This window comes from Paenibacillus sp. RU5M, assembly GCF_900221055.1.
Lineage (GTDB): Bacteria > Bacillota > Bacilli > Paenibacillales > Paenibacillaceae > Paenibacillus > Paenibacillus marchantiae.
The window spans coordinates 45153-69417 of sequence record NZ_OBQM01000002.1 but is presented as its reverse complement, the minus strand read 5'-3'; the positions used below and the strand labels follow the sequence as shown (position 1 = coordinate 69417).

General features: G+C 45.5%; 18 protein-coding genes. 17 read left to right on the top strand and 1 reads right to left on the bottom strand.

All coding sequences use genetic code 11. From position 1 onward, the window contains the following. Positions 1-83: 83 nt before the first annotated feature. Positions 84-707 carry a sporulation membrane protein YtaF gene (ytaF, locus tag CRO25_RS06165; RefSeq protein WP_079694350.1) on the bottom strand — a complete coding sequence of 208 codons (624 nt, stop codon included), beginning with the start codon at positions 705-707 and terminating at the stop codon, positions 84-86. 165 nt (positions 708-872) lie between these two features. On the opposite strand from ytaF, the gene CRO25_RS06160 reads away from it, so the two are divergent. The 17 genes from CRO25_RS06160 to CRO25_RS06080 all read left to right on the top strand — a co-directional run bounded on the left by CRO25_RS06160 (position 873) and on the right by CRO25_RS06080 (position 23864). Further along, positions 873-1532 (top strand): DUF1232 domain-containing protein, encoded by a 660-nt coding sequence (locus CRO25_RS06160; RefSeq protein WP_090949669.1) that lies wholly within the window; start codon positions 873-875, stop codon positions 1530-1532. Positions 1533-2184: 652 nt separating this feature from the next. After that, positions 2185-7383 (top strand): S8 family peptidase, encoded by a 5199-nt coding sequence (locus tag CRO25_RS06155; protein ID WP_079694348.1) that lies wholly within the window; start codon positions 2185-2187, stop codon positions 7381-7383. A 227-nt stretch (positions 7384-7610) separates the two neighbouring features. After that, on the top strand, positions 7611-8369 hold the full coding sequence (locus tag CRO25_RS06150; RefSeq protein ID WP_079694347.1) for a YheC/YheD family protein: 759 nt from the start codon (positions 7611-7613) through the stop codon (positions 8367-8369). A gap of 239 nt (positions 8370-8608) precedes the next feature. Then, entirely contained in the window at positions 8609-9613 is a 1005-nt protein-coding gene (locus tag CRO25_RS06145) for a Gfo/Idh/MocA family protein (protein ID WP_231952525.1), read from the top strand. Between the two features lie 18 nt (positions 9614-9631). Then, a complete protein-coding gene (locus tag CRO25_RS06140; RefSeq protein WP_024634223.1) occupies positions 9632-10555 on the top strand; it encodes a helix-turn-helix domain-containing protein in 924 nt (307 codons plus the stop codon). A gap of 12 nt (positions 10556-10567) precedes the next feature. Continuing rightward, entirely contained in the window at positions 10568-11665 is a 1098-nt protein-coding gene (locus CRO25_RS06135; RefSeq protein ID WP_079694346.1) for a Gfo/Idh/MocA family protein, read from the top strand. 287 nt (positions 11666-11952) lie between these two features. Further along, complete coding sequence (locus CRO25_RS06130; protein ID WP_079694345.1) at positions 11953-12702, top strand: FadR/GntR family transcriptional regulator; 750 nt, start codon at positions 11953-11955, stop codon at positions 12700-12702. After that, on the top strand, positions 12702-13895 hold the full coding sequence (locus tag CRO25_RS06125) for a M20 family metallopeptidase (RefSeq protein ID WP_079694344.1): 1194 nt from the start codon (positions 12702-12704) through the stop codon (positions 13893-13895). The genes CRO25_RS06130 and CRO25_RS06125 overlap by 1 nt, the downstream gene beginning before the upstream one ends. A 14-nt stretch (positions 13896-13909) precedes the next feature. Then, a complete protein-coding gene (locus CRO25_RS06120) occupies positions 13910-15469 on the top strand; it encodes an ABC transporter substrate-binding protein (protein WP_079694343.1) in 1560 nt (519 codons plus the stop codon). A gap of 99 nt (positions 15470-15568) precedes the next feature. Further along, the gene (locus CRO25_RS06115) at positions 15569-16486 is read left to right on the top strand and encodes an ABC transporter permease (protein WP_063565206.1); all 918 of its coding nucleotides are present in this window, start codon (positions 15569-15571) and stop codon (positions 16484-16486) included. Positions 16487-16501: 15 nt separating this feature from the next. After that, positions 16502-17431: an ABC transporter permease gene (locus tag CRO25_RS06110; protein WP_079694342.1), complete on the top strand. Its 930-nt coding sequence runs from the start codon at positions 16502-16504 to the stop codon at positions 17429-17431. A gap of 26 nt (positions 17432-17457) precedes the next feature. Next, positions 17458-19482: a S9 family peptidase gene (locus CRO25_RS06105; protein ID WP_079694899.1), complete on the top strand. Its 2025-nt coding sequence runs from the start codon at positions 17458-17460 to the stop codon at positions 19480-19482. Then, on the top strand, positions 19479-19955 hold the full coding sequence (locus CRO25_RS06100; RefSeq protein WP_079694341.1) for a hypothetical protein: 477 nt from the start codon (positions 19479-19481) through the stop codon (positions 19953-19955). Before CRO25_RS06105 ends, CRO25_RS06100 begins: the two co-directional genes overlap by 4 nt. Before the next feature lie 189 nt (positions 19956-20144). After that, entirely contained in the window at positions 20145-20750 is a 606-nt protein-coding gene (locus CRO25_RS06095; RefSeq protein ID WP_063565203.1) for a pentapeptide repeat-containing protein, read from the top strand. A 194-nt stretch (positions 20751-20944) separates the two neighbouring features. Then, complete coding sequence (locus tag CRO25_RS06090; protein WP_072732710.1) at positions 20945-21328, top strand: hypothetical protein; 384 nt, start codon at positions 20945-20947, stop codon at positions 21326-21328. A 158-nt stretch (positions 21329-21486) separates the two neighbouring features. After that, positions 21487-21882: a VOC family protein gene (locus CRO25_RS06085; RefSeq protein WP_063565201.1), complete on the top strand. Its 396-nt coding sequence runs from the start codon at positions 21487-21489 to the stop codon at positions 21880-21882. A gap of 281 nt (positions 21883-22163) precedes the next feature. Then, complete coding sequence (locus CRO25_RS06080; RefSeq protein WP_079694340.1) at positions 22164-23864, top strand: NAD-dependent malic enzyme; 1701 nt, start codon at positions 22164-22166, stop codon at positions 23862-23864. Positions 23865-24265: the final 401 nt, after the last annotated feature.

Genomic DNA, 24265 nt, shown 5'->3' with positions numbered 1-24265 from the left:
AATAATCCATTAACAAAAGATTTAACATGCTCAAAAAGGAGACATCTGATCAGATGTCTCCTTTTTGGAATTTGCATACATGATCAGAACAAATTATTGGCTGCAATCAGCAACAAGAGAACCCCGCTGACAAGCGTTCCGAATTGTCCCAATGTGAATGAACCAATACGAACGTTTGCCGCTTTGGACCCCATCCACACGCCAAACCATACGGTAACAAAACTGCCGATAGCTGCGGTAAGGGAAATATACAAGGGGGATAAGCCCATCAGCCCTGCGCTTAAGCCATTCGTCAGTGCGTTTGTCGAAAGGGCAACACCCAGAATCAATGCTTCCAGAATTCCAATATGATTCGATTTGTCCAAATCTACCCGTTCCGGATTTTGCAAAATAGACCCGATCCCGAGGGTTTGGGATTCGTCCTCTTCGTGATCTTTCTTCTTGCGGGGAACGGATAACAAGATGATACGAAAACCGATAACGAGTAGGATAAATGTCCCCAGTAGTATAGGGAAAACGCCAGGTAGCACGATCGAAATCCATTTTCCGAACAAAATGCCTGAATAACTGAACAACAAACAAACAACGGCAATCAAAAAATTCGAAAATAGGCTGATTCTGATTTTTCTGATCCCGTACGATAGTCCGACACCCAGATTGTCAAGACTCGAAGAGACGGCCAAAGCAAGAATGAGCATCCACGCCATACAATCACCTCATGATCTGTATTCTGCTCTTAATGTATGTCGTGTTGAGATTCATGTGCCCGTCCTTGAGAAAAATGCAACAAAACGCTGCTGATGAAGAAAGAATAAAGTAAACTTTCACCACATTGTCCCATATACTAGACTATCGATCATATCTCTGGAGGGATGCTGGTGAGAGCAAATGATCAAACAAAGGATTGCCATATCGGAGATTTGATCAAGCCTCTGCTTGCCAGACGCTCTCTCTCGATGCGCAAATTCAGTACGTTGTGCGGAATGGACACGGCCACCATTTCTCGGATTCTGAACGGAAAGCAGCAACCGAAGCTCACGCATTTACAGATCTTTTCCGAACATTTGGATGTATCTCTGGATCATCTCATTGAGGCTGCAGGCTACAAAATCGATAACGCAAAAAGAGGGGCAGAGCGGGGGATTCTGGATTCGCTTGAATCGATCAAGACGGTCCTGCAACATACGAAATTATTTGACCTCGATGTGACAACAGAGCGGATAGAACAGGAAATGGTTAAGTACGAACAATATGCACGTACAGATGAAGGGCATCGAATAATATGTAAGGAGTTTGATCTAAAAATCAATCAGATAAACGGTGCAGGACCGTTCATTGAACATTTGAAGGAAATGCATATTCAATACTGTGATGAGATTACACCAGAGAACGATCGTTCTCTGATTGGAAGTGCATTGTTATACTTTATTTCGTCTGCGGATCTGATCCCGGACTATCTCTTTCCGATTGGTTATCTGGATGATGCCATCGTTGTGTATCTGGTGTTGGATCGTCTGAAACAACGCACATGACACGATTGGTTTGGGAGAACACCAAAAGAACGGCGCGAAGTTTCTCGCGTCGTTCTTTTTACTATCTGAGTGAATCAGTCATAGTTATAAAGAACTGTTTGGATCAATTAAAAAGCCGTGGTATTCACATTTGCGAAAAACATATGGTTAACGGAGAGTCATTAGACTTATGAAAGCATTAAAAAGGCTTATTTTCTATTATTTTCTATAAAAGTGCTTGTATATCTCTTTTTATGACTCTATAATATACCATAAATATACAATTAGATTCTAAATTTTATATTATATGTAATTTTAAGAGTGTTTGTACATATTCAAGAAATCTCCTGATCTATCCAGAGCAATCATACTCCCATGTAAAGTAAGCGTTCTTGCTAACGCCGGTGATTACCCTCCTTAATGAATGCGAATAAACTTCCACCCACAAGATTAATTGATCTGAAATTCACCTCTTCCATATATGCTAAATTTGGCTATCTATAATCTTTCACATGCGATGTAATTTAATAACCTGTCCTGTAAAGGAGGTGAGGCTTGATGTAAATGAACGCAACACGTCTGCCCATGTTGAGGCCGTTTCATCGTTTTCATTTTTAGAATGGATACAGTAAATCACTGTATTACAAAAACCGGGTAAAAGGAGTGGAAAAGTTTGATAAAGATGAATCGTTTACGCAAGCCGCTGTCCATGGGCCTGTCGCTTCTCCTTGCATTATCTATCATACAACCGGTTTCAGCTGAAAACGCCGCATCGCAGAAGATTGACATGAAATCCAGTTCGGACAAAATCACTACTTCCAAAGTCAACGCCAAATTAAGCAAGGAATTTGAGAGTAATGATTATGTAACTTATCTGGTGAAAATGAAAGAACAGGTAGATACTGCCTCTGTCTCCAAACAAGCCATGCAAAAGGCAACAATCGAAAAGCAAACGGCTTCGGCAACGAAACTGTCGGTACGAAGCACCGTTGTCAGCTCTCTGCGGGAAACGGCCTCGCGATCTCAGTACACACTTGAAAGTTTTCTTGAAAAGGAACTTGACCTTGGCAAGGTCAAAGAATATAAAAGCTATTTTATCGTTAATGCACTCGCAGTAACGAGCACCAAAGAAGTCATGGAACAGATTGCACTTCTGCCTGAGGTAGATAAAATATTACCAAATGAGGAGCGTTTTCTGCAAAAAACCGAGGTCAGCAATGAAAAAGCAACCGCAGCCCCTGCGGCAGACACTACAACGATCCCGGCAAAAGAGTCGCCAGCGAAAGAAAGCGCAGCGGCTAACGATAAGAGCCTGCAGACAGAGAACGTAGAATGGAATATCGATTCTATCAACGCGCCAGCAGTCTGGGATAGAGGAATCGACGGTACAGGAATCGTTGTTGCCAACCTGGACAGCGGGGTTGATTATACCCATCCGGCTCTCCGCAGCAAATGGAGAGGGCTTGATGCTTCGGGAAATATCGTTGATCCCGAACTAAGCTGGTACGATCCCCATAGCAATGCTTCGCTTCCTGCGGATGGAGACGGTCATGGTACACATACCATGGGTACGATGGTAGGCTCCGAAGCGAACGGCACCAACAAGATTGGGGTTGCTCCAGGGGCAAAATGGATTGCCGTTCGGATTTTCAATCCGAGTACCACGGATGCCATTATACTGGATGGCGGTCAATGGCTGATTGCTCCAGTGGATGCTGAAGGAAACTTGCATCCTGAGCTTGCCCCGGATGTGGTTAACAATTCCTGGGGTGGTGGTCCAGGATTGGACGAGTGGTTCCGTCCAATGGTACAGGCTTGGCGTGATGCACAGATCTTTCCGGAATTTTCAGCCGGGAATGTGACACTAACGAATCCGGGAGGTCCAGGTTCGGTGGCGAACCCTGCGAATTATCCAGAGAGCTTCGCTACGGGAGCAACGGATATCAACGGGAATCTGGCTTCTTTTTCCCTTCTTGGTCCTTCCCCTTATGAGGAAATTAAGCCGGAAGTTTCGGCTCCAGGTGTTAACATCCGTTCCTCTGTTCCGGGCGGAGTATATGAGGGTGGCTGGAACGGCACGTCCATGGCAGGCCCGCATACCACTGCACTGGCCGCACTCCTGCTTCAAGCTAATCATTCCCTTACGGTTGATCAGTTAGAGCAGATCATTATGGATACAGCGACACCGAGAACAGACAGCCGGTATCCAAATTCGCCAAATAACGGTTACGGTCACGGCATTATCAATGCACTGGATGCTGTGGGCTCTGTCCTCGAAGGCATAGGCACGGTATCTGGCAGGGTTGTCACAGCAGGTGACGATCTGGAAGCGCCGGTCCTGGAACATACGCCTGTCAATTCTGCCTTTACGGGGCTTGATATTCCACTGACTGCACGTGTTACCGATAATGTCGGTGTAACCACAGTGGAGGCATTTGCCAAAACAACGGGCACGAGCCAATACGTATATCTGCCGATGAATCGAGTAGCTGGGGATGCCAAAGATGGAACTTATACAGCGACAATTCCGGCATTTCTAATCGAGTCACAGGGTTTGGAGTACTATATCCGGGTCAATGATTATGGCAACAACGGATTCGAGAGTGAAGTTTACAAGGTTGCTGTCTCCAATGGAGTCCAGCCTGGGTATCTGCAAGATTTTGAGGAAGACAATCTGGGCTTTACTTCGGGTGGAGTTGGCAACACTTGGGCATGGGGAGCACCAACAAGTGGACCGGGAAGTGCCTACTCTGGTGACAAAGTGATTGCAACTAATCTGACTGGGACTTATGCAGCCAACAGTAATGCTTACTTACTTGCACCACCAATTGATCTTACCCAGAGCCCTGAGGGAGCATTGTTATCCTTCAAGCACTGGTATGATTTGGAGAGCAATATCGATTTTGGCAAAGTGTACATTGCAACAGAGGATAGTGACTTCGTATTTGAAGAGGCATTGAGCTTTACAGGTGCCGGTGGAGGCTGGAAAACGCAATATATTGACTTGCGTGAATACGCCGGTCAACAGGTATTTATCAAGTTTAATCTGACCAGTGACAATTCCGTTCAGAAGGCTGGTTGGTATATCGATGACTTTTCAGTACAAGCTCCAGATGATATTGCTCCGGGAGCACCAAGCGGATTGTCCGCTTCTGCCGACATACTGGGGAATGTATACTTGTCCTGGACGGGATCGGACGATGAGGATCTGAAATCCTACAACGTATATCGTTCAACGAATTCAGGCACAGGTTATGAATTGCTCGGAAATACATCTGCAACGACATTTACGGATACGGCTACAGTAACAGATTTGACTTATTTTTATACGGTAGCCGCTCTTGATTATAGTGGCAATGAGAGTGACAAGTCGAATGAGGTATCCGTGACCGTGGAGGTCCCTGAAGATATCTTCATCGATCACTTTGATGGCAACAGTGACAATGAGTGGACTCATTCCGGCACCAAGGACGAGTGGGAACGCGGAGTACCTGTCGTTGGACCTGCCAGTGCGGTTTCTCCGCCGAATGTTTGGGCAACCGATCTGGACAGTACCTATGAGAACGGTTCTAACTATTCTCTGGTATCGCCAGTCGTGGATCTAACTCAGGTGGATCAAGCTACGCTGACGTTCAATCATTGGTATGAAATCGAAAGTGGATACGATTACGGTTATGTTGAAGCCACGAAAGACGGTGGCAACACATGGTCGGAGCTAGGTAAATTCTCTCATTCTTCAAATGGAAAACAATGGACTCCGGTATTTTACGATCTGGCAGCTTTGAAGGGGAATGAAGTTCAATTCCGGTTCAGATTGACTTCAGACAGCAGTGTCGTCAAGCAAGGCTGGTACATCGATGACTTCCGCATTCTGGGTATCGCCGCTGAGACGGTTACAAAAGATACGGCAGTTGTTCTGAACAGCGATAAGCCTAAGCCGGAATATGATACTTCTTGGTACAAAATTTCAAGTACGGACAAGGCCGAATTTAATAAAACCAAACAGGAACAGCCCGAAGTACAGAAACCTGGAACAGGTTCTGTAACGCCGCAAAGTTTGCCTGCAAGTGCAACGGTCACTGTTCTGGAAACAGGACGTTCAGTGAAGACGGACCCGACGACAGGCAAATACAGTTTCACTCACGTGGCGGGTGATTACACGTTGAAGGCTGAGGCCTATGGCTATTATCCTCAAACGAAGGCGGTAACCATCACGGATGGAAGTGGAGCAACAGCCAACTTCAATCTGGAAACCATTCCTCAAGGAAAGATTGAAGGTATTGTGAGCGATGAACGGACAGGGAAACCTATCGCTGGAGCATCCGTCCTCGTGTTGGAAGATGCTCAAGTAGGTGCTGTACGCACAGGAGCAGACGGTAAATTTGCTCTGGATGTTCTGGAAGGAAGCTATACGTTATCGATCATCAAGACGGACTACTATAGCAAAACGGTAAATGTAACAGTACCTGGAAACGGTACAGTCGAAGCGAAAGTTTCCTTAAAACCATTTATCGGATTTCCTGGTGAAATCGCTTATGACGATGGAACGGCTGAAAATGCAAGAGCCTTTGTGGCCGCAGATAACGCATGGGCTGTACGTATGACGCCAGAACTAGAGACAGCACAGCTTACAGGTGCATCACTTCGATTCTGGAATACACAATGGCCTGTACCAGGTGGAACAGCATTCAAATATGCCGTCTATGATGCCTCCGGATCGGGTGGAGCGCCAGGCCGATTGCTGGCAGGACCTTTCGACGGTACGGCATTGCGCAATGATCAGTGGACAACCGTTGAATTTCCTGAGCCAGTAGTGGTACAAGGCGATTTCTATATCGTGTATGTACAGACTGCTGTTGGAACGAGCGCACCTGGACTCGCAACCGATGAAAACGGTGTGAATGCAGGGCGGAGCTGGCAGCGTGTAGGTGGCGTATGGAGTACTGCACCAGCAGAAGAGGGTAACTATATGATTCGTGCAGTCGTGAAATATCCAGTGAATGCACCTGTACTCACACAACCGACGAGCACCTATACCAATCAGTCGACATTTGCTGTGTCTGGAACTTCTCCAGCTTCAGGAGCCCAGATCAAGGTATATAATGGAAAAGAAGTAGCGGGAACAACGAAAGTGGAGAATGGAAAATTTAAGCTGAATGTTAAACTTCGTGCAGGGGTTAATGCCATTACTGCCGAGGCGGTAGTTAACGGGAAAACGACCGATCGCTCCCTTCCAGTTGTGATCATCTTGGATCAGACAGCACCTGTGTTAACGGTCCTTACACCTGAAGAAGGAAGTCGAACTAACACAGAAGTGGTTCATGTGACGGGCGATGTACAGGACCAATTCCTCGACAAAGTGACCATTAACGGACAGAAGGTGAAATTGGAGCAAGACAGAAGTTTTAATCACCGCGTACTTGTGAATGAGGGCAAGAACACGATTACAATCATTGCGACAGATATTGCAGGCAATAAAACAACCGTGACACGGACTGTTTATGTGGAAACGTCTTTGCCTGAACTGACCAATATCTCTCCGGCTGAGGATGTACGGATTGTGGCAGGAGAAACTGTAACGGTTTCGTTCGACAGTATCCCCAAATTACAGGCCTCTTTCCGGATTGAACTGCCATCCAATTTGAGCACACAGGCTGGCGCAGAGATTCCATTGTTGGAAACGGAACCTGGTCATTATACAGGGACCTATACCACTGCATCTTCGCTGGTGCTTGAGGGTGGAGTGATCGTGATCCGTGCTCAGGATGCAGCAGGAAACAAAGTCGAAGTGGAAGCGCCAGGACGGTTATTCGTATCTGCAGCAGAAGCTCCCGACACGAATGTGCCAGTTGACGAAAATCTGTTACCTTAATCGAAGCATCACGGAGATGCTTATAATCCAGCTTCAAATTGAAACAGAAACGATGATTTGAAAATGTAAAGTCAAAAGCCGACAAGCCCAAAGAAGAGGGGCTTGTCGGCTTTTTGTATGTAAATTCAAGAAGTATTGCCTAAGATTCGTTCAATGATATTGCATATGATGCATGAACTTAATGAAACAGCGATATGTGTTCAATATGAAGACTGGAGGAACGATCTGTGGGTATTGAGAAATCACAACCGTTAAGAAGCAAATGGCTAAAAACAAAGCAGCTTATCAATAATGATTCAATAAAACCGTTCATACCTGATACACAAAAGTTTAACAAGGTGAATCTAAAATCCATGATAGCCAGATATGGAATGTTATATATCAAGCCTGAAATAGGAACTCATGGAGTGGGCGTCATTAAGGCTGAGATGGAAAATCAACATGATTTTGCGTATCAGATGAATCAAAAACGTCTGACGTTTAATAGCTTTGATTCGTTCTATAAAAGTCTTGCACACGTTGTGAAACAGCGAAGCTATCTCATTCAAAGAGGAATACATCTGCTAAAACACAACAACAGGCGCTTTGACATCCGGGTCATGGTACAGTTAAGCCCAGAACAGCAGTGGGAAGCAACGGGGGTTATCGGTCGACTTGGACATTCCAAAAAAATAGTAACCAATTATCATAACGGCGGTCAGCCAATGGATATTCATAAGCTTCTGGAATCTCATGTGTCCGCAAAGCGCAGAAATGAACTGATTCAGGAGATGAATAAGCTGGGTGTTGGGATAGCTCGTCATATGAACAAGAAATACAAGCGATTGAAGGCAATTGGCGTGGATATTGGACTGGATCAAAGTCTGACACCTTGGGTCATTGAAGTGAATGCCAAGCCGGACCCTTATATTTTTAAAAAATTAAAAGACAAGACGATGTATCGCAAGGTAATTCGGTATTTCCGCCATACAGATCATAAGCCATAAAATATCTTCAGCTTAACTTTGGACATCCTTGATTCCGAATTGTTACATGCAGAGAAAGCTTCCTATTATCACGACTTGGTGAGCAGGAAGCTTTTTTGCTTGTTTTCTTAAGAAGGTCATTCTAATTGATGTCGTAATTTTATATAGTTATTGTCGTAAGATCCTATTAAAATTAGATCAGGTCTGTGTTAATTTATAGTTAGATGTCAGAATATCATATAGTATGGAGGTTAATCATAGTGACCATTCGAATAGGTAAAATAAGCTTATGGCACGTACATGCCTGGGATTATATTAAACAGGCTCAGGAGCACGAAGATACGGTGATGGCTGCTGTATGGGATGAAGATGCCGAGCGCGGACAGGAAGCTGCTGAACGTCTGAACGTGCCATTCTATGCTTCGCTTGAAGATATGCTGGCACAGGATAACATCGATGCCGTCATTGTTGATGCACCGACACGTCTTCACGAAGATGTGATCACTGCTGCTGCGAAAGCGGGCAAACACATTTTCACAGAAAAAGTTATCGCTTCAACGATTAAAGAAGTAAATACGATCATTTCGGATGTACAGGATAACGGAGTGAAAATGACGGTATCTTTACCTCGTTTGAACGATGGATATACATTAACGATTCAAGATGTTCTGAACCAAGGACTACTTGGTAAGGTGACTTATGTTCGTGTGCGTTTATCGCATAACGGTGCGATTGGCAATTGGCTGCCTGAGCATTTTTATCATCTGGAAGATTGTCAGGGCGGGGCATTAATTGACCTCGGTTGTCATCCGATGTATCTGACGAATCTGTTCCTAGGTCAAGAAGTGACTGGGGTTAATGCTAATTTCGGATATGTTACTGGAAAAGAAGTGGAAGATAACGCGGTTGCTACGTTATTTACGGATTCCGGAGCAATCGGTGTAGTCGAGGCTGGGTTTGTGAACAGTCATTCGCCGTTTGCGATAGAGGTTCATGGTACGGAAGGCACACTTTTATACGGAACACCAGAGGATAAGCTGCTAATCCGCACGAATGTTGGTTCAGATCAACAGAAGGAATGGACAGAGATTCCTTTGCTGGACAGAAGAGAAAGCGCATTCAGCCAGTGGGTATCCCATATTCAGAATGATACGATTGCTACCGAGAATTTGCAGACGGCTACTCAATTGACTCGCCTGATGGAGGCTGCCAACCTTTCTGCGAAGGAAGGGCGCAAAATCTCCTTGAAGGAGTTACAGGGATAGGGTTTGGGAGGTGCCGCATTGAGCCGATATCCTTTTGAGAAGATGCTTGAACGACAGGATATCCTGGAAAGATTGGATGTCTCGATCCTGTGGGGACACTACGAGATACGAGTTCTGCGATTTCATCTGACTTCTTTTCCAGCAGGCAGAATCGTTGATTTTCATAACCATGCGGAATTCGAGTTACATTTCATCCCGAGAGGGAAAGGAAAAGTCATTCTGGGGGATGAGATGCATCCGCTCTCTGAAGGCATGCTTTATTTAACGGGTCCGGGTCTTGTTCATTATCAGGAGGCGGATTCCCAAGAGGCCATGGATGAACTATGCCTGCATGTGGATATCATTGAACATCCCAGAGAGGGTGTAGATCCGTGGGAGGCAGCAGAGTCAGAGGAAACGATCGAAAAGCTTAGAACACTTCCTCTTGCTCCGGTACATGATTATCATCGCGCCATGAACTGTTTCCTGGAAGCTTATGAGGCTTGTGACCGTAAACTGATTGGATATTACACGTCCATTAAGCAGCAGGTGATCAGTATTCTGCTGAAAACCGTCCGAGCCTACGATATCGGGGGGAATCGGGCGGAGGCTCCTGTGCGAGACATGTCGGTGTACAGGTACGATTATGCCATTCAGTATATGGAGGCAAATCATCCCTCAGCAGTAACGCTGGAGAATGTAGCGGAGAAGCTACATATTAGCAGCAGACAACTGCAACGAATCTTTTATCAGGTTCAGCCGGAAATGCCTTTCAGCCGTGTGTTGGAGGATATCCGCCTGCGCGCGGTGTGCCGCAATCTGGAAGAAAGTCATGTTTCCATCGAACAAATTGCCCTGGCTTCAGGGTTTACCAATGCTAATTATTTACATGCTGTTTTTCGCAAGCGTCTGGGGATGACCCCATCGGCTTTCCGTAAAATGAAACAACCAAACCAAAAGTGAGGGTGATTAGATATGAGTAAAACGTATCGTGTAGGGATTATTGGCTGTGGCGGGATTGCAAACGGCAAACATCTGCCAAGTTTGAGCAAGCTTGATAATGTAGAACTGGTTGCTTTCTGTGATATCGTTCAGGAACGTGCAGAAGAAGCCAAAGAAAAGTATGGTAGTTCCGAAGCACAGGTATACACGGATTATCAAGAATTACTTCAGGATGAAACGATTGATATTGTTCATGTTCTTACGCCAAATATCTCTCACGCAGAGATTTCTATTGCTGCACTGGAAGCCGGAAAACACGTCATGTGTGAAAAACCAATGGCCAAGACATCTGCTGAAGCGCAAAAAATGCTTGAAGCAGCCGAACGTACTGGTAAAAAATTGACTATCGGATACAATAACCGTTTCAGAGAAGATAGCTTGTACCTGAAGCAGCTGTGTGAAGCTGGCGAACTGGGTTCGATTTACTTTGCCAAAGCACATGCGATCAGAAGAAGAGCCGTACCTACTTGGGGTGTTTTCCTTGATGAGGAGAAACAAGGTGGTGGACCGTTGATTGACATCGGTACACACGCACTTGACCTGACGCTGTGGATGATGGATAACTATCAACCGAAGGTTGTTCTGGGCACAACGTATCATGAGCTCTCACAACGAGAAAATGCAGCGAATGCATGGGGCCCGTGGGACCCGGAAAAATTCTCGGTTGAAGATTCCGCTTTTGGTATGATCGTAATGGAGAATGGTGCGACAATTATGCTGGAATCCAGCTGGGCGCTCAATTCACTGGATGTGGATGAAGCGAAATGCAGCTTGAGCGGAAGCGAAGCGGGTGCGGATATGAAGAATGGCCTGCGTATTAATGGCGAGAAATTCAGTCGTCTGTACACCAATGAAATTGAACTGAGTGCAGGCGGGGTCGCTTTCTACGATGGAAAGAGTGAAAGTGCACCGGATGTAGAGATGAGAAAATGGATTGAAGCGATTGATAAAGATCTGGAGCCGGTTGTAACTCCTAAACAGGCTTTGGTGGTTTCACAGATCCTGGAGGCACTTTATGAGTCCGCACGTACAGGTAAAGCCGTTTACATGAACGAATCCAATCAAGCCTAAAATGAATTTCAGAAACCTTTATCCTCATTAGGGGGGATAAAGGTTTTTTGGTCTTTTATACGCTTTCCATTTGTCTATACCGTGCCTTACTTCTGTACGTATATAGAGAGAATAATTCAAATTAAAAAGATGTTTCTGTCTAATGCAGATGCATCTTTTTTTATTTGGAAAACGGGTCGAGTTGAAAACTATTTTTAAATATATTCAAAAAAAGTATTGCATATCTGTTTAGTCGGAATTATATTAATGGTATAAGGTCTAGACCATTTACAGATCGGAGTGTTTGCATGTCCAGTACGTTTTCATTTCGTTTTGAAAAAGTATCTACCAAAAAGGTCAGTGAATTTATTAGAGAACAACTGGAAGAAGCCATCATACTCAAAGAATTAATGAGTGAAGAACAGCTTCCTTCGGAACGAGAACTGGCTGAGATTTTTAATGCAAGTCGCATTACGGTGCGTGAGGCGTTATCTACGTTAGAAGACAAAGGTCTGATAGAGAAGCGCGTGGGGGCTAAGGGCGGAACGTTTGTCTTGCCTCTGACAGCCAATTCTCATAAACGCACAAGAGAAGAAATTAAACGGGATTGGGAACAGATGCTGAAAGTGTTTGAATACCGGACCATTATTGAGCCGGAAGCGGCTTTTCTGGCTGCTGAGCGGATTACCGCAGGCGAGCTGGAGCTGTTGGAAGCTTATATGGAGCAAAGCATTGAACCTCATTGTACAAGGGAATGGTTCCGGGCTCTGGATGTGAAGTTCCATCTGACCATTGCCAAGGCATCCGGGAATCCATACTGCGAGGCGGCCGTGAGACAGATCCGAACAAAAATTAATCCGGCATTGGACCTAATGCCATATGATGACCGAATTCGCTCCGTCAATCATGGGATACATATGGAGATTCTTGAAGCACTGAAAGCACATGACAGCATCAAGTCCCGGGAGACCATGAAAAGACACATTGAATTCTCGGCTGATGCGATCTATGCCCGACTGGTATCAGAATCGGATGACAAAGAAGGGAATGAGAACTAATGGACCAATCACAACTATATCAACATGCACAAGCATTGCAGCCCAAACTTTTTGCCTGGCGGAGAGATTTCCATCGCCATCCGGAAATCGGCTATGAAGAATTCAGAACGTCAGAGATCGTAGCCAAACACTTGGAAAGTCTGGGTCTTGAAGTGACGCGCAATGTCGGAAAAACCGGAGTTGTAGGCTTGCTGAGGGGAGAGACAGAGGGCCCCACTTTTGCACTTCGGGCAGATATGGACGCATTGCCTATACAAGATCAGAAGTCGGCTGAGTACAGTTCGCAAGTAGAAGGTAAGGCGCATCTGTGCGGGCATGATGCACATACAACCATTCTGATGGGAGCGGCGGAGCTGCTAACGAGCCTCGGCCGACCGAAAGCGGGTAACATCAAATTTGTGTTCCAGCCTGCGGAGGAAGGATTGGCAGGTGCACGTGCCATGATTCAGGATGGGGTACTGGAGAATCCGAAAGTGGACGCGATTGCAGGATTGCATATGACTCCGGGACAAGATACGGGTACCGTCGGGGTAAGCAAAGGTGTGGCGTTTGCCTCGGCAGATCGTCTGGTGATTCGGGTACTTGGCAAGGGTGGACATGCTGCGAGGCCGCATGAAGGTATCGATGCCATTGCCGTATCTGCTCAGGTCATCACTGCACTACAGAACCTGGCTAGTCGTATGGTAGACCCGCTGGAGCCGGTTGTGGTAACGATCGGTAAAATAACTGGAGGCTACATGGGAACCGCCATTGCACCGGAGGTTGAGATGATCGGCACGGTTCGAACACTCTCCCCTGCCATTCGTGAACGCATGCCAGCCTTGATTGAACAGGTCGTAAGTGGTGTGTGCAGTTCGTTCGGGGCGGGCCATGAAGTCATCTATGGTGATGGCTACCCCGTTGTGGTTAACGATCTGGGCATGGTGGACCTGCTTGCGGAGACCGTTGATGGACTCGAATGGGCGAAGGGATGGAGTAGTATTCCGCCATCTACGGGTGGCGAAGATTTCGCATTCTATTGTGAACAGATTCCGGGTGTTTTCTTCCGATTGGGTTCAGGGAACGAGGAAGAGCGAACCCGTTACCCGCTTCACCATCCGATGTTCGATCTGGATGAGACGGTCATGCCTTATGGTGTAGGCATGCTGTCCGCCGTAGCGCTTGAATATTTGGCAAGACATACAACTTCTTAGGGGGAGCATGGAAAATGAAAAAAAGACAATGGGCTAGCATGTGGATCACATTATTGGCTGTAGTACTGGTACTGAGCGCTTGCGGTGGTAAGAGTACGGATAGCAATTCGGCATCCAGTGAATCTGGCAGCGGTACTGTTGCCAGCACTACACTTACAATCGCAGCTGCTACGGATATTGAGAGCTTTGACCCGCACAACAACAATAATACATCCAGTGAAGCAGTACTGGTCAACGTATATGATTATCTGATCAAAAATGATAGTGAACAGAAGAAGGTTCCAGGTCTCGCGACTTCATGGGAGCAAGTGAATGACACCACATGGCGCTTTAAGCTCCGTGAAGGCGTGACCTTCCATAACGGTGATCCATTCACATCAGCAGATGTGAAGTATACACTGGAGCGCGTAGCTAAAGACAGCACACTGAAACAAAACAGCTACTTCAAAAACATTGTTGAAGTGAAAGCGATCGATGAACATACGGTAGATATTATTACAGACGGACCAGATCCGTTGCTGCTTAACCGTCTGTCCAAAATGGGGGCAGGCATCTTGCCAGCAAAATATATTAAGGACAATGGGTTCGATAAATTCCTGAAACAACCGGTTGGCACAGGTCCATACAAATTCAGCAAATGGACAAAAGATGATCGCGTTGAAGTGGTGAAAAATGAAAATTACTTCGATGGTGAACCGAAATGGAATGAGGTTGTATTCCGTGTCATCCCGGAAGCTTCCACACGTGTATCGGAACTGCTGGCTGGTGGTGTTGATATCGCAGCATCCATACCGTCGACAGATATTGCTCGCATTGAAGGCGAAGCAGACAAAAAGATCGTCAAAGCACCGATTCAGCGTGTACTTCAGTTGATTTTCCGCCAAACAGAGGGCAGCGTCACAGCTGATCCGAAGGTTCGGGAGGCCATTGATCTGGCGATTGACAAGCAGGGCATTGTAGACAGCATTGCCGGAGGTGCAGGTATTGTGACTCGCACATCCGTAACGCCTGGCAACTTTGGGGCAGATCCTTCGTTGTACAAAACATCGCTTTATGATCAAGAGAAGGCGAAGCAACTGTTGCAGGAAGCAGGTTATGCAGAAGGTGAAGCGGAGATGACCATCTCGGTATCCTCTCAATACAAAGAGCCTGCCGAAGTCGTGGCAGCGATGCTGGAGCAAGTGGGCTTCAAAATTAACCTGGACGTGCTGGAACCAAGTGCTTTCAGTGAACGTTACAGTTCCAAGTCATTCAAGGAAATCTTCATGATCGGAATTGGTAATTCCCTCTTTGATGCTTCAAATAACTACAATCGTTACATGTTGGAAGAGGCCAAAGGTGAGTCGGACTATAACAATCCGGAAGTGGAGAAATTGCTCCAGTCTGCGCTGATCAACATGGACCCGGCTACCAGGGAGAAAGAGTACCAGCAAGTACAGCAAATTCTTGCTGAAGATCGCCCAGCTGTGTATCTGTACCAGATGGAAGGGGTTTATGGTACCGATAGCCGTGTGAACTTCAAGCCGCGTAGTGATGAAATGTTCTATGCTGACGAGATTACACCTGCACAGTAACTTCAGACAGAACAACCTGTTATGACAACGATAAGCCGAGAACGGCAGGGACTGCACCACGTTCCTGTCGTTCTTTTTTAAAAGGAGGTGGACAGAGAAATGGGCAAATATGTACTGAAGTCACTACTGCAGGTTATACCGGTTCTGTTCATTGTTTCGTTAATCGTATTTATATTGGTCCGCGTCACGGGTGATCCGGTAGCTCTGATGCTGCCCGAAACAGCTACTGCAGAAGACCGCGCTGTATTAACGCAGGCACTCGGACTGGACCAGCCGTTATACACGCAGTATATGAAGTTCCTTGGCAGCGCCTTGCAGGGAGACTTTGGTCAATCCTTCCGTTATGGAGAACCGGCTTTACAGCTTGTACTGGAACGATTGCCGGCCAGCTTTGAACTGGCTGTTGCAGCGATGTTTTTTGCCATTGTTATGGCTGTACCGCTTGGAGTTGCCTCAGCAGTCAAACGAAATACGTTTACCGATCTGATCATCTCCGGGATATCGGTCATTGGTAAAGCTATGCCGAATTTTTGGATGGGTATCATGCTCATTTTGTTATTTTCCGTGATGTGGGGAGTTTTACCTGTATCCGGCCGCGGCGGAGTATCACATCTGATATTGCCAGCCTTTACGCTAGGGGTAGGGCTTGCTGCACAAATGACTCGTCTGATTCGCTCCAGCATGCTGGAAATTCTGAGTCAGGATTACATCCGTACAGCACGGAGCAAAGGGCTTGGCCGGATGGTCGTGATTGGCAAACATGCGTTTCGCAACGGATTGATTCCGGTCGTGACGATTATGAGTTTGCAGTTCACAAGCTTAATTGGTGGAACATTGATTACGGAGACGGTATTCTCCTGGCCCGGGCTAGGTCAGTTGCTGGTTGTTGCAGTCAACACCCATGACATGGCGATTGTACAGGCCGCCGTTTTTGTCATTGCGTTTATCGTCGTTGTAACCAATATTTTGACAGATGTGGCCTACCGACTGCTTGATCCACGCATTAAATACGATTAGAAGGAGGTGCAATCGATGACAGGCAGCAATGAAAAGCCAATTCCGGGTGCAGAACAGGAACAAGAGAATGTACGTACACCAACAGGACTTCGCTATATCTGGAGACAACTGATCATCAGCAAGACCGGAATATTTGGCGCTGTGCTCGTATTGTTGGTTGTGTTAATCGCCATATGTGCACCTCTGTTAACGAGTCATGATCCTGGTGCAGTGAATCCTCTCAATCGTCTTAAACCGCCAGCTTGGCTTGATGGGGGAACGGCTGAATACTGGCTGGGTACGGATAATCTGGGCAGGGACATGTGGAGCCGAATCGTATATGGTGCGCGGGTTTCATTAATTGTAGGTATGGGAGCAGTCATCGTGTCCGGAATCATTGGTGCTATTCTTGGTCTCTTGTCCGGATTTTACGGAAAATGGCTGGATGCGGTTATTATGCGCGTGGGTGATGCATTCATGGCTATCCCTACGATTCTGTTTATGCTCGTTGTGATGGCTATTGTAGGACCAGGGATTACGACGCTGATTTTGGTTATCGGTGTGACGAACTGGGTGCCTTTCACCCGTGTGGTCCGCAGTGAAGTGTTGAGTATCAAGGAACGGGACTTTGTACACGCTGCCAGATCAATCGGTGCCAAGAATGGGAGATTGATTCTAAAACATATTCTGCCGAATATTTTATCTTCCTTTATCGTGATCTGCGGTATGAATGTTGGGACCACGATTATTATGGAAGCTTCGCTCAGTTTCCTGGGCCTGGGCATTAAACCACCTGACATTTCCTGGGGAGGCATGCTCAGTGATGGAAGACAATATGTTGCAACAAGCTGGTGGGTGGCAACTTTCCCTGGACTAGCAATTACGCTGACGGTTCTTGGTGTCATTTTCCTGGGAGATTGGCTGCGCGATGTACTTGATCCACGTACGGATACAAACAAGAAATAAGATGAACGGAGAAGGGAGCCATGCACATGAACAAAAGACCGATCTTGCCAGAGGACTTAGTTCAATACCGCTGGGTTAGCGAGCCTGTAATCAATCAAGATGGTCAGGTGGCATACGTTGAACAGACGATTGATCAGCAGAAAAATGAGTATATTACGCAAATTCGTGGCGTTTCACTTGATGGTAGTGGGGACAAGCCGCTTACAGACGGCGTAAAGGATTCATCTCCTTCTTGGTCACCAGATGGAACACAACTCGCTTTTTTACGATTGGAAAGTGGGGGTAAAGGGTTATGGGCCCTTGCGTCAGGTGATACAAAGGCTATAAATCTCATCTCCCCTGAGCGCAAGCTTTTACAATTTGTCTGGTCCCCGGATGGGCAATATATTGCGTTTACAAGCAAAGTTGAAGCGATAACTGACAAAACATCAAAGACAAACGAATCACCTAAAGTTAAAGTAACTCCCCTGAGAGGCAAGGTCTTTGAGCGCACGACACCCAAGGCAGAAGGCTCCGGCTGGTGGGACGGTCTTTATAGCCATCTGTTTGTATATGAGATCGGAAATGGAACCATTACACAGGTAACAACCGGATCATGGAATGTTGCTGCTCCGGTATGGTCGCCAGACGGTCAGGCTATTTCCTTTATTTCTAAGCAGGTACAGGATGAGGGGCTGGATGCCGATCTGTTGTACTTTGCGGATGTACATACCGTGAATCTGGCAAGCGGTGAGCAGCGCAGAGTAACGGATTCCAGTCTTCAGGTGAGCCAGTTCGCATATTCACCCGATGGAGAGCAACTGATTCTGATTGCCAGCGACCGAGAGTACGGAAGTGGCAGTCACAACAGACTATATGAAGTGCCGAGTAGTGGAGGTATTCCAAAGCAGCTGGCACCTGATGTTGATATGCAGTTGGGGAACGCAGCACTTGGGGATATGAAATCGGCAAGCCCATCTCCGTCGCCACTGATAGATGACCATCATGCGCAACGTACGACATATGTACTGGGCACCCAGGGTGGAAATGTGGACCTGTATCAAATCACCGAGGATGGGTATTGCCAAGCCGTGACGGGAAGCGGGGAGAAGGATGTATACCAATATACCCTGTCACCTGATGGTAAGACGCTGGTCATTGGCGCATTGACTGAGGATCACCCTGGAGAACTGTACCGTGTGGATATTAACAGTAGTGATATGTTCAGACTCACTCGGCGAAACGATGAATTTTTGGCAGGTTTGGAAGTCAATGTACCTGAGCGTGTCGAGTTTACATCGTCGGACGGATGGCCCATTCAAGGTTGGTTGATGAAGCCGGTTATGCAGAAATCGGACACGAAAGTGCCGATGATATTACAGATTCATGGTGGACCGCACGCCATGTATACAGGCATCTTCAGCCACGAAATGCAGACACTTGCTGCACAGGGATATGCCGTTCTATGGGTAAATCCCCGGGGAAGTATGGGATACGGGCAGGAATTCGCCAGAGCTTGCCGAGGAGATTTTGCCGGGGGAGACTGTCGTGATCTGCTTGAGGCGGTGGACTATGCACTGGCAACATATGATTTTCTGGATGAAACACGTCTTGGTATTGGTGGAGGCAGTTACGGAGGCGTCATGACTAACTGGATCGTAGCTCATACCCATCGATTTAAGGCGGCAGTAACGCAGCGTTGTATATCCAATTGGTTGTCCCTGTATGGAACCAGTGATATTGGAATCTCCTATGTGGAGGGGGTAATTGGCGGCAATCCGACAGAACATGCAGACATGTTATGGGCCCGTTCTCCCCTTGCTCATGCGCACAAGATTGAAACGCCACTTCTGATTATGCATGGAGAGCAAGATTATCGTACACCGATCGCACAGGCGGAGGAGTTATATACTACGTTAAAACGATATGGAAAAACGACCAAACTGATTCGATATCCAGGCTCCAATCACACGTTGATCAAAAGCGGAAAACCCTCGCTGCGCGTGGATAGCTTTGAACAGGTCAATGCCTGGTTTAATCAATATCTCAAAGATGGAGAGGGCGGAGCATGAGCCGTGTTCAGTTATCCATTCCTGTAGCTCTGCTAGTCGAAAATGTTCTGACGAGCGGTGAACCGAGCGAATTAATCATTGATCGTTTACAGAGAAAAGAGTTCTCTTCGTTGTTATCCAAGATCAAGGAACCAACGATGGATCTGGTGGAGAGACTGGACACAGCAGCTGAAGTGGGAGACAACTGGGAAGAGGCCATACGCAGCAGGGTTTATGAATTCAAATTTTTGCATATTAACGCCCTGAAAAGACTGCTCTATTTCCGGTTCGATCTCAAGGCAGATCAGGATTATATCCAGGAAGATCTGACACTGAAAGATATTCATTTGACCTTGCAAGAGACCGAGTTGCTGCAATTGTTAATTGGCAGACAGTGGATTGTGCAAGAAGAAGAACAAAACAAAGACGAGCACAGAGACAATAGAAGAGACGCATCGTTTCGCATCCCTGTTCATATCCGATTAAAGTACTAGCTAAACACATTTATGGAGCCAAAAGCCGCGATTTTCGCGGTTTTTTTATTTGAAGCAGCTCCGTTTTCTATAAAAAAGTGACTTGACTTTTGCAGACGTTTAAGCAGGTACTTGACATCCGTATGGTATATTATAAAAAGCTCTTTTAATGGTGAACACATGATAATCATACAAGATGGGGTGTACGTGATGTATCAATATAAGGATCAGGAATATGAAGCTGTACATTTTGAAGGACGCGACTTGCGTTATGGAGAACTAATCAGCTGTGTTTTCAAACAGTGTACCTTTATGAACGCTTCGATGGAAGAAATCGAGACAAGCAACTGCCGTTTTATCGAATGTGACTTTAAAGGTGCTTCCATGAATGGCTCCATCCATAGAGAATCGGCGTTTGAAAACTGCTTATTTGGTGGTGCTAATCTATTTGCTTCCAAATTCACCTCCTGCAAGATGACGGGATCGGACTTTTCCGGTGCACAAATGGATGGTATTACACTAAGTCAGGGTGATTGGTCTTATACGAATCTGAGACATACCCGGTTGGGCAAACAGGATTTGCGAGGAATTCGTTTCTTTGAAGCCGACTTTACGGACACGGATTTTACCAAAGCGGATCTGAGAGACTGTGATCTCACAAGAGCAGTTTTAAGCAGAGCCAAGCTGCAAGGGGCCGATCTTAGAGGCGCTAATCTGGAAGGAATCGATCTGAAATCATTGGATATTAAAGGCGTACGTTTGGATCGCGAACAAGCCGTTCTGTTTGTACGATCTTATGGTGCGAAAGTAGATTAATTTGAACATATACTGCTACAGTTCCTGCTAGTAATATAGAAAATTCAAAACTTTAAAAACGTCATAAACTGTATGAAGCCACCAAAAAGGTGGCTTTTTTGGCATGAATGATTTCCATTTAAAACAAATTTTGAAGGTATAAGAGATATAAACAAGAAATAGTAAACATAAGTTTCAAATAAAAGGAGGCCATTATGACGACTGCATTAATTACTATTGTTGCTGTTATTGGCTTTGGGATTATAACAGGCACAATCACTATGGTTATGATATTTAAACTGCTTCGTAACAATAAACACAAACAGCATTTTCGAAAAAGCATTTTAACGGAGGGAATACCCGCAGAGGCGGTTATTCATGATATTACACAAACTTCGTCCAGTATGGATGGAAGGCCGGGAGTGCGACTGGATTTGACCGTAACCCAAGTTGACGGCCGTACCTTTCCCACGATTGTAGAGACATATATCCCGGTTACACATATTCCCCAATTTCAGAAAGGAAATGTCATTCACGTAAGATACATTGTAAACGGAAATGAACGAAAGGTTGAGGTAGAGGATGCCTATGTTCCGTGAATTTGACTGTTGAACGCAGCGTTGGGATAAATACTTCCATTAAAATGATTCAGGTTCTACATTGACTAGAAGTATGAACTGGTTTAGAATTAATTTATCTTGATAATCTAGATACTTTATTTTCGAGATAAATTGATAGAAGAATCGAGGCAGTTCATATGAAAATTAATCACTTAAACTTAACGGTAACTGACGTTATTGAGGTTCAACATTTTCTCGAAACATATTTTGGATTAACCTGTTACGTCAATGCAGGTAAAGCATTTGCGGCTATGACCGACGACGATGGATTTTTATTAAACTTAATGTATGGCAAGGATATCAAATATCCAGAAACTTTCCATGTAGGGTTCCCACAAGACAGTAAGGAAGAGGTGGATAACTTGAACCAACGTCTCAAGAACGATGGAATTCAGGTAGAAAGCCCGGCTATTGTTCATGGTTCCTACACCTTTTATCTTCAGGCGCCAGGTGGAATCACACTTGAAGCATACTGTCTCATCGAAGGGGAAGATCCAACCAAAGGACCTCGTCCATCATTTGGAAAACTATAAATTAAATCCACTGAAGCCACGAAATTTCGTGGCTTTTTTTGTATTCTACGATAATCTGATTATAAAATGAATTTGTTGAAAAATGACAAAGTGATAAATTTTATTTATCGAAATGAAATTGAATTTCATTCATGAAAGTTTCATGAGTTCGTTTACATACCATAGAAAATATTTTATAATTGTCATCGGAAGAACTATAACTAACCAAAAGTTATTAAGTGTTAAAAATACATTAAAAAGACGTAACGTCAAGAGACATCATGAAAGAAGGCAATTAGTAAATGAACTCATTTTTTGTAGATTCCAATGGAAACTTAAAAACCTCTTTGAAAGGTAAGGATGTTCTGTCCAATCCCATGTTGAACAAGGGTACTGCCTTTAACGAAGAAGAAAGAAGAGAGCTCAACCTGAATGGCATCTTGCCACCTATGGTTTTAAATATTGAAGAACAAGTGACTCGAGTATATCAGCAATTGCTGAATGAATCGGATAATTTGCGAAAAAGCATCATGCTTAGTGATTTGTTCAACCGAAATATTGTACTATTCTACCGTCTAATGAAGGATCACCTTAGTGAAATGCTGCCGATTGTGTATACACCTACGGTTGGCCAAGCTATTCAGGAATATAGCCATCAGTACCACAGACCGGGTGGTTTATATTTATCCATTAATGATATGGATGGACTGGAAGAAGCTTTCCGCAACAGTGGATTACATGCTGGAGATGTGGATTTGATTGTGGTGACCGACTCGGAAAGTATTCTGGGCATCGGAGACTGGGGCGTTGGCGGCATTAAAATTGCCATTGGTAAACTCGCGGTATACACAGCAGCCGTAGGCGTTGATCCAAGCCGCGTATTACCTGTCGTGCTGGACGTCGGAACCAATAATCCCAAATTGCTGAATGATCCATTGTATGTGGGTAACCGTCATGAACGGATTCGCGGAGAAAAATATGAACAATTTATCGAAGCCTTTGTGAAAGAAACAACAAAGTGGTTCCCGGATATCCTGCTTCATTGGGAAGACCTGGGCAGCGTGAATGCCAGAAATATTATACAGAAATATGGGGAAGAACTGCTTACGTTTAATGATGATATTCAGGGAACGGGTGCGGTTACACTTGCGGCGATTATGTCCGGAGTTCAAGTGACGGGTGTGCCTCTTCGTGAGCATCGTATCCTTGTATTTGGACCAGGGGCCGCTGGTATTGGTAACGCGGATCAGATTCTTGACGCCATGATGGAAGAAGGACTTGAGAGGGAGGAAGCGGAGAACCGGTTCTGGGCTTTCGATTACCGTGGAATCCTTACTGATGAGACGGAAGGCCTATTTGAATTCCAGAAACCATATGTGCGCAAAGCTGCGGAAGTGGAAGATTGGGCATTGAATGAGCAAGGGCAGGTCAGCTTGCTGGAAGCTGTGAAACAGATCAAACCAACGATTCTGATCGGCACTTCTGGTGTGACAGGTGCCTTTAATGAACAAGTTATCAAAGAAATGGCGAAGCATGTGGAACGTCCAATCATTATGCCAATGTCCAACCCGACTTCGCTTGCCGAAGCAGCACCAAGAAGTTTGATTGAATGGACGGATGGCAAAGCATTGATTGCAACAGGCAGTCCATTTGAATCTGTCATGTTTAATGACACTTTATATGAAATTGGTCAATCCAATAATGCTTTTGTGTTCCCTGGTTTGGGTCTGGGAGCGATTGTTGCAAAAGCATCTAAATTCACTAAAAACATGTTCACCGCAGCTGCAGTGGCCGTAGCTAATTCGGTAGATTCCTCTGCACCAGGTGCTCCACTTCTGCCAAGAGTGAAAGAACTACATGCTGTTTCGTACAAAGTTGCAGTGGCGGTCGCTAAGGCGGCAGTGGAAGATGGCGTTGCGCGTGTAGAGCTGAAAGACGTTGAAGAGGCGGTAAAAGCTGCCATGTGGCATCCGGTGTACAAACCGCTGTATGCGGCCGTTTAAAAATTGAAATAAATTGAATACAGCGCATGGTGACTATAAATCCATGAGGGTCGGGTGTAAGGTGGAGTTTAAAAGGATCGACATGATTTCTCGCCTTGACCCATGGCTGTATTCCATGTTAAGTTTCTGATATTAAATTGTGGAGCTTTTAAAGGGGGATAGAGCGATGACTGAATTAGAGGTTGTAGATGTTTATGTGAACCTGTCAACGAACATGAACACTGACATGGTTCACAACATAACTAATCAGAATCCGGCACTTTATCCTCCTATGCATAGATCATCTTGGCGTTAAATTTTTGGACGCCAGGTTTCTTTATCGTATAGTCAGGTTGATGTAACGCAAAAAAGCACCGGTGAATGGGGGCTTTTTTGCGTTTTTTCATTTGAGGATATTCTAA

Excerpts from the sequence above, each read along its gene's own strand:
- CRO25_RS06135 (WP_079694346.1), top strand. The coding sequence starts at position 10,568 with ATGAGTAAAACGTATCGTGTAGGGATTATTGGCTGTGGCGGGATTGCA.
- CRO25_RS06160 (WP_090949669.1), top strand. The coding sequence starts at position 873 with ATGCTGGTGAGAGCAAATGATCAAACAAAGGATTGCCATATCGGAGAT.
- CRO25_RS06120 (WP_079694343.1), top strand. The coding sequence starts at position 13,910 with ATGAAAAAAAGACAATGGGCTAGCATGTGGATCACATTATTGGCTGTA.
- CRO25_RS06095 (WP_063565203.1), top strand. The coding sequence starts at position 20,145 with ATGTATCAATATAAGGATCAGGAATATGAAGCTGTACATTTTGAAGGA.
- ytaF (WP_079694350.1), bottom strand. The coding sequence starts at position 707 with ATGGCGTGGATGCTCATTCTTGCTTTGGCCGTCTCTTCGAGTCTTGAC.
- CRO25_RS06105 (WP_079694899.1), top strand. The coding sequence starts at position 17,458 with ATGAACAAAAGACCGATCTTGCCAGAGGACTTAGTTCAATACCGCTGG.
- CRO25_RS06085 (WP_063565201.1), top strand. The coding sequence starts at position 21,487 with ATGAAAATTAATCACTTAAACTTAACGGTAACTGACGTTATTGAGGTT.
- CRO25_RS06080 (WP_079694340.1), top strand. The coding sequence starts at position 22,164 with ATGAACTCATTTTTTGTAGATTCCAATGGAAACTTAAAAACCTCTTTG.
- CRO25_RS06115 (WP_063565206.1), top strand. The coding sequence starts at position 15,569 with ATGGGCAAATATGTACTGAAGTCACTACTGCAGGTTATACCGGTTCTG.
- CRO25_RS06110 (WP_079694342.1), top strand. The coding sequence starts at position 16,502 with ATGACAGGCAGCAATGAAAAGCCAATTCCGGGTGCAGAACAGGAACAA.
- CRO25_RS06130 (WP_079694345.1), top strand. The coding sequence starts at position 11,953 with ATGTCCAGTACGTTTTCATTTCGTTTTGAAAAAGTATCTACCAAAAAG.
- CRO25_RS06090 (WP_072732710.1), top strand. The coding sequence starts at position 20,945 with ATGACGACTGCATTAATTACTATTGTTGCTGTTATTGGCTTTGGGATT.
- CRO25_RS06100 (WP_079694341.1), top strand. The coding sequence starts at position 19,479 with ATGAGCCGTGTTCAGTTATCCATTCCTGTAGCTCTGCTAGTCGAAAAT.
- CRO25_RS06125 (WP_079694344.1), top strand. The coding sequence starts at position 12,702 with ATGGACCAATCACAACTATATCAACATGCACAAGCATTGCAGCCCAAA.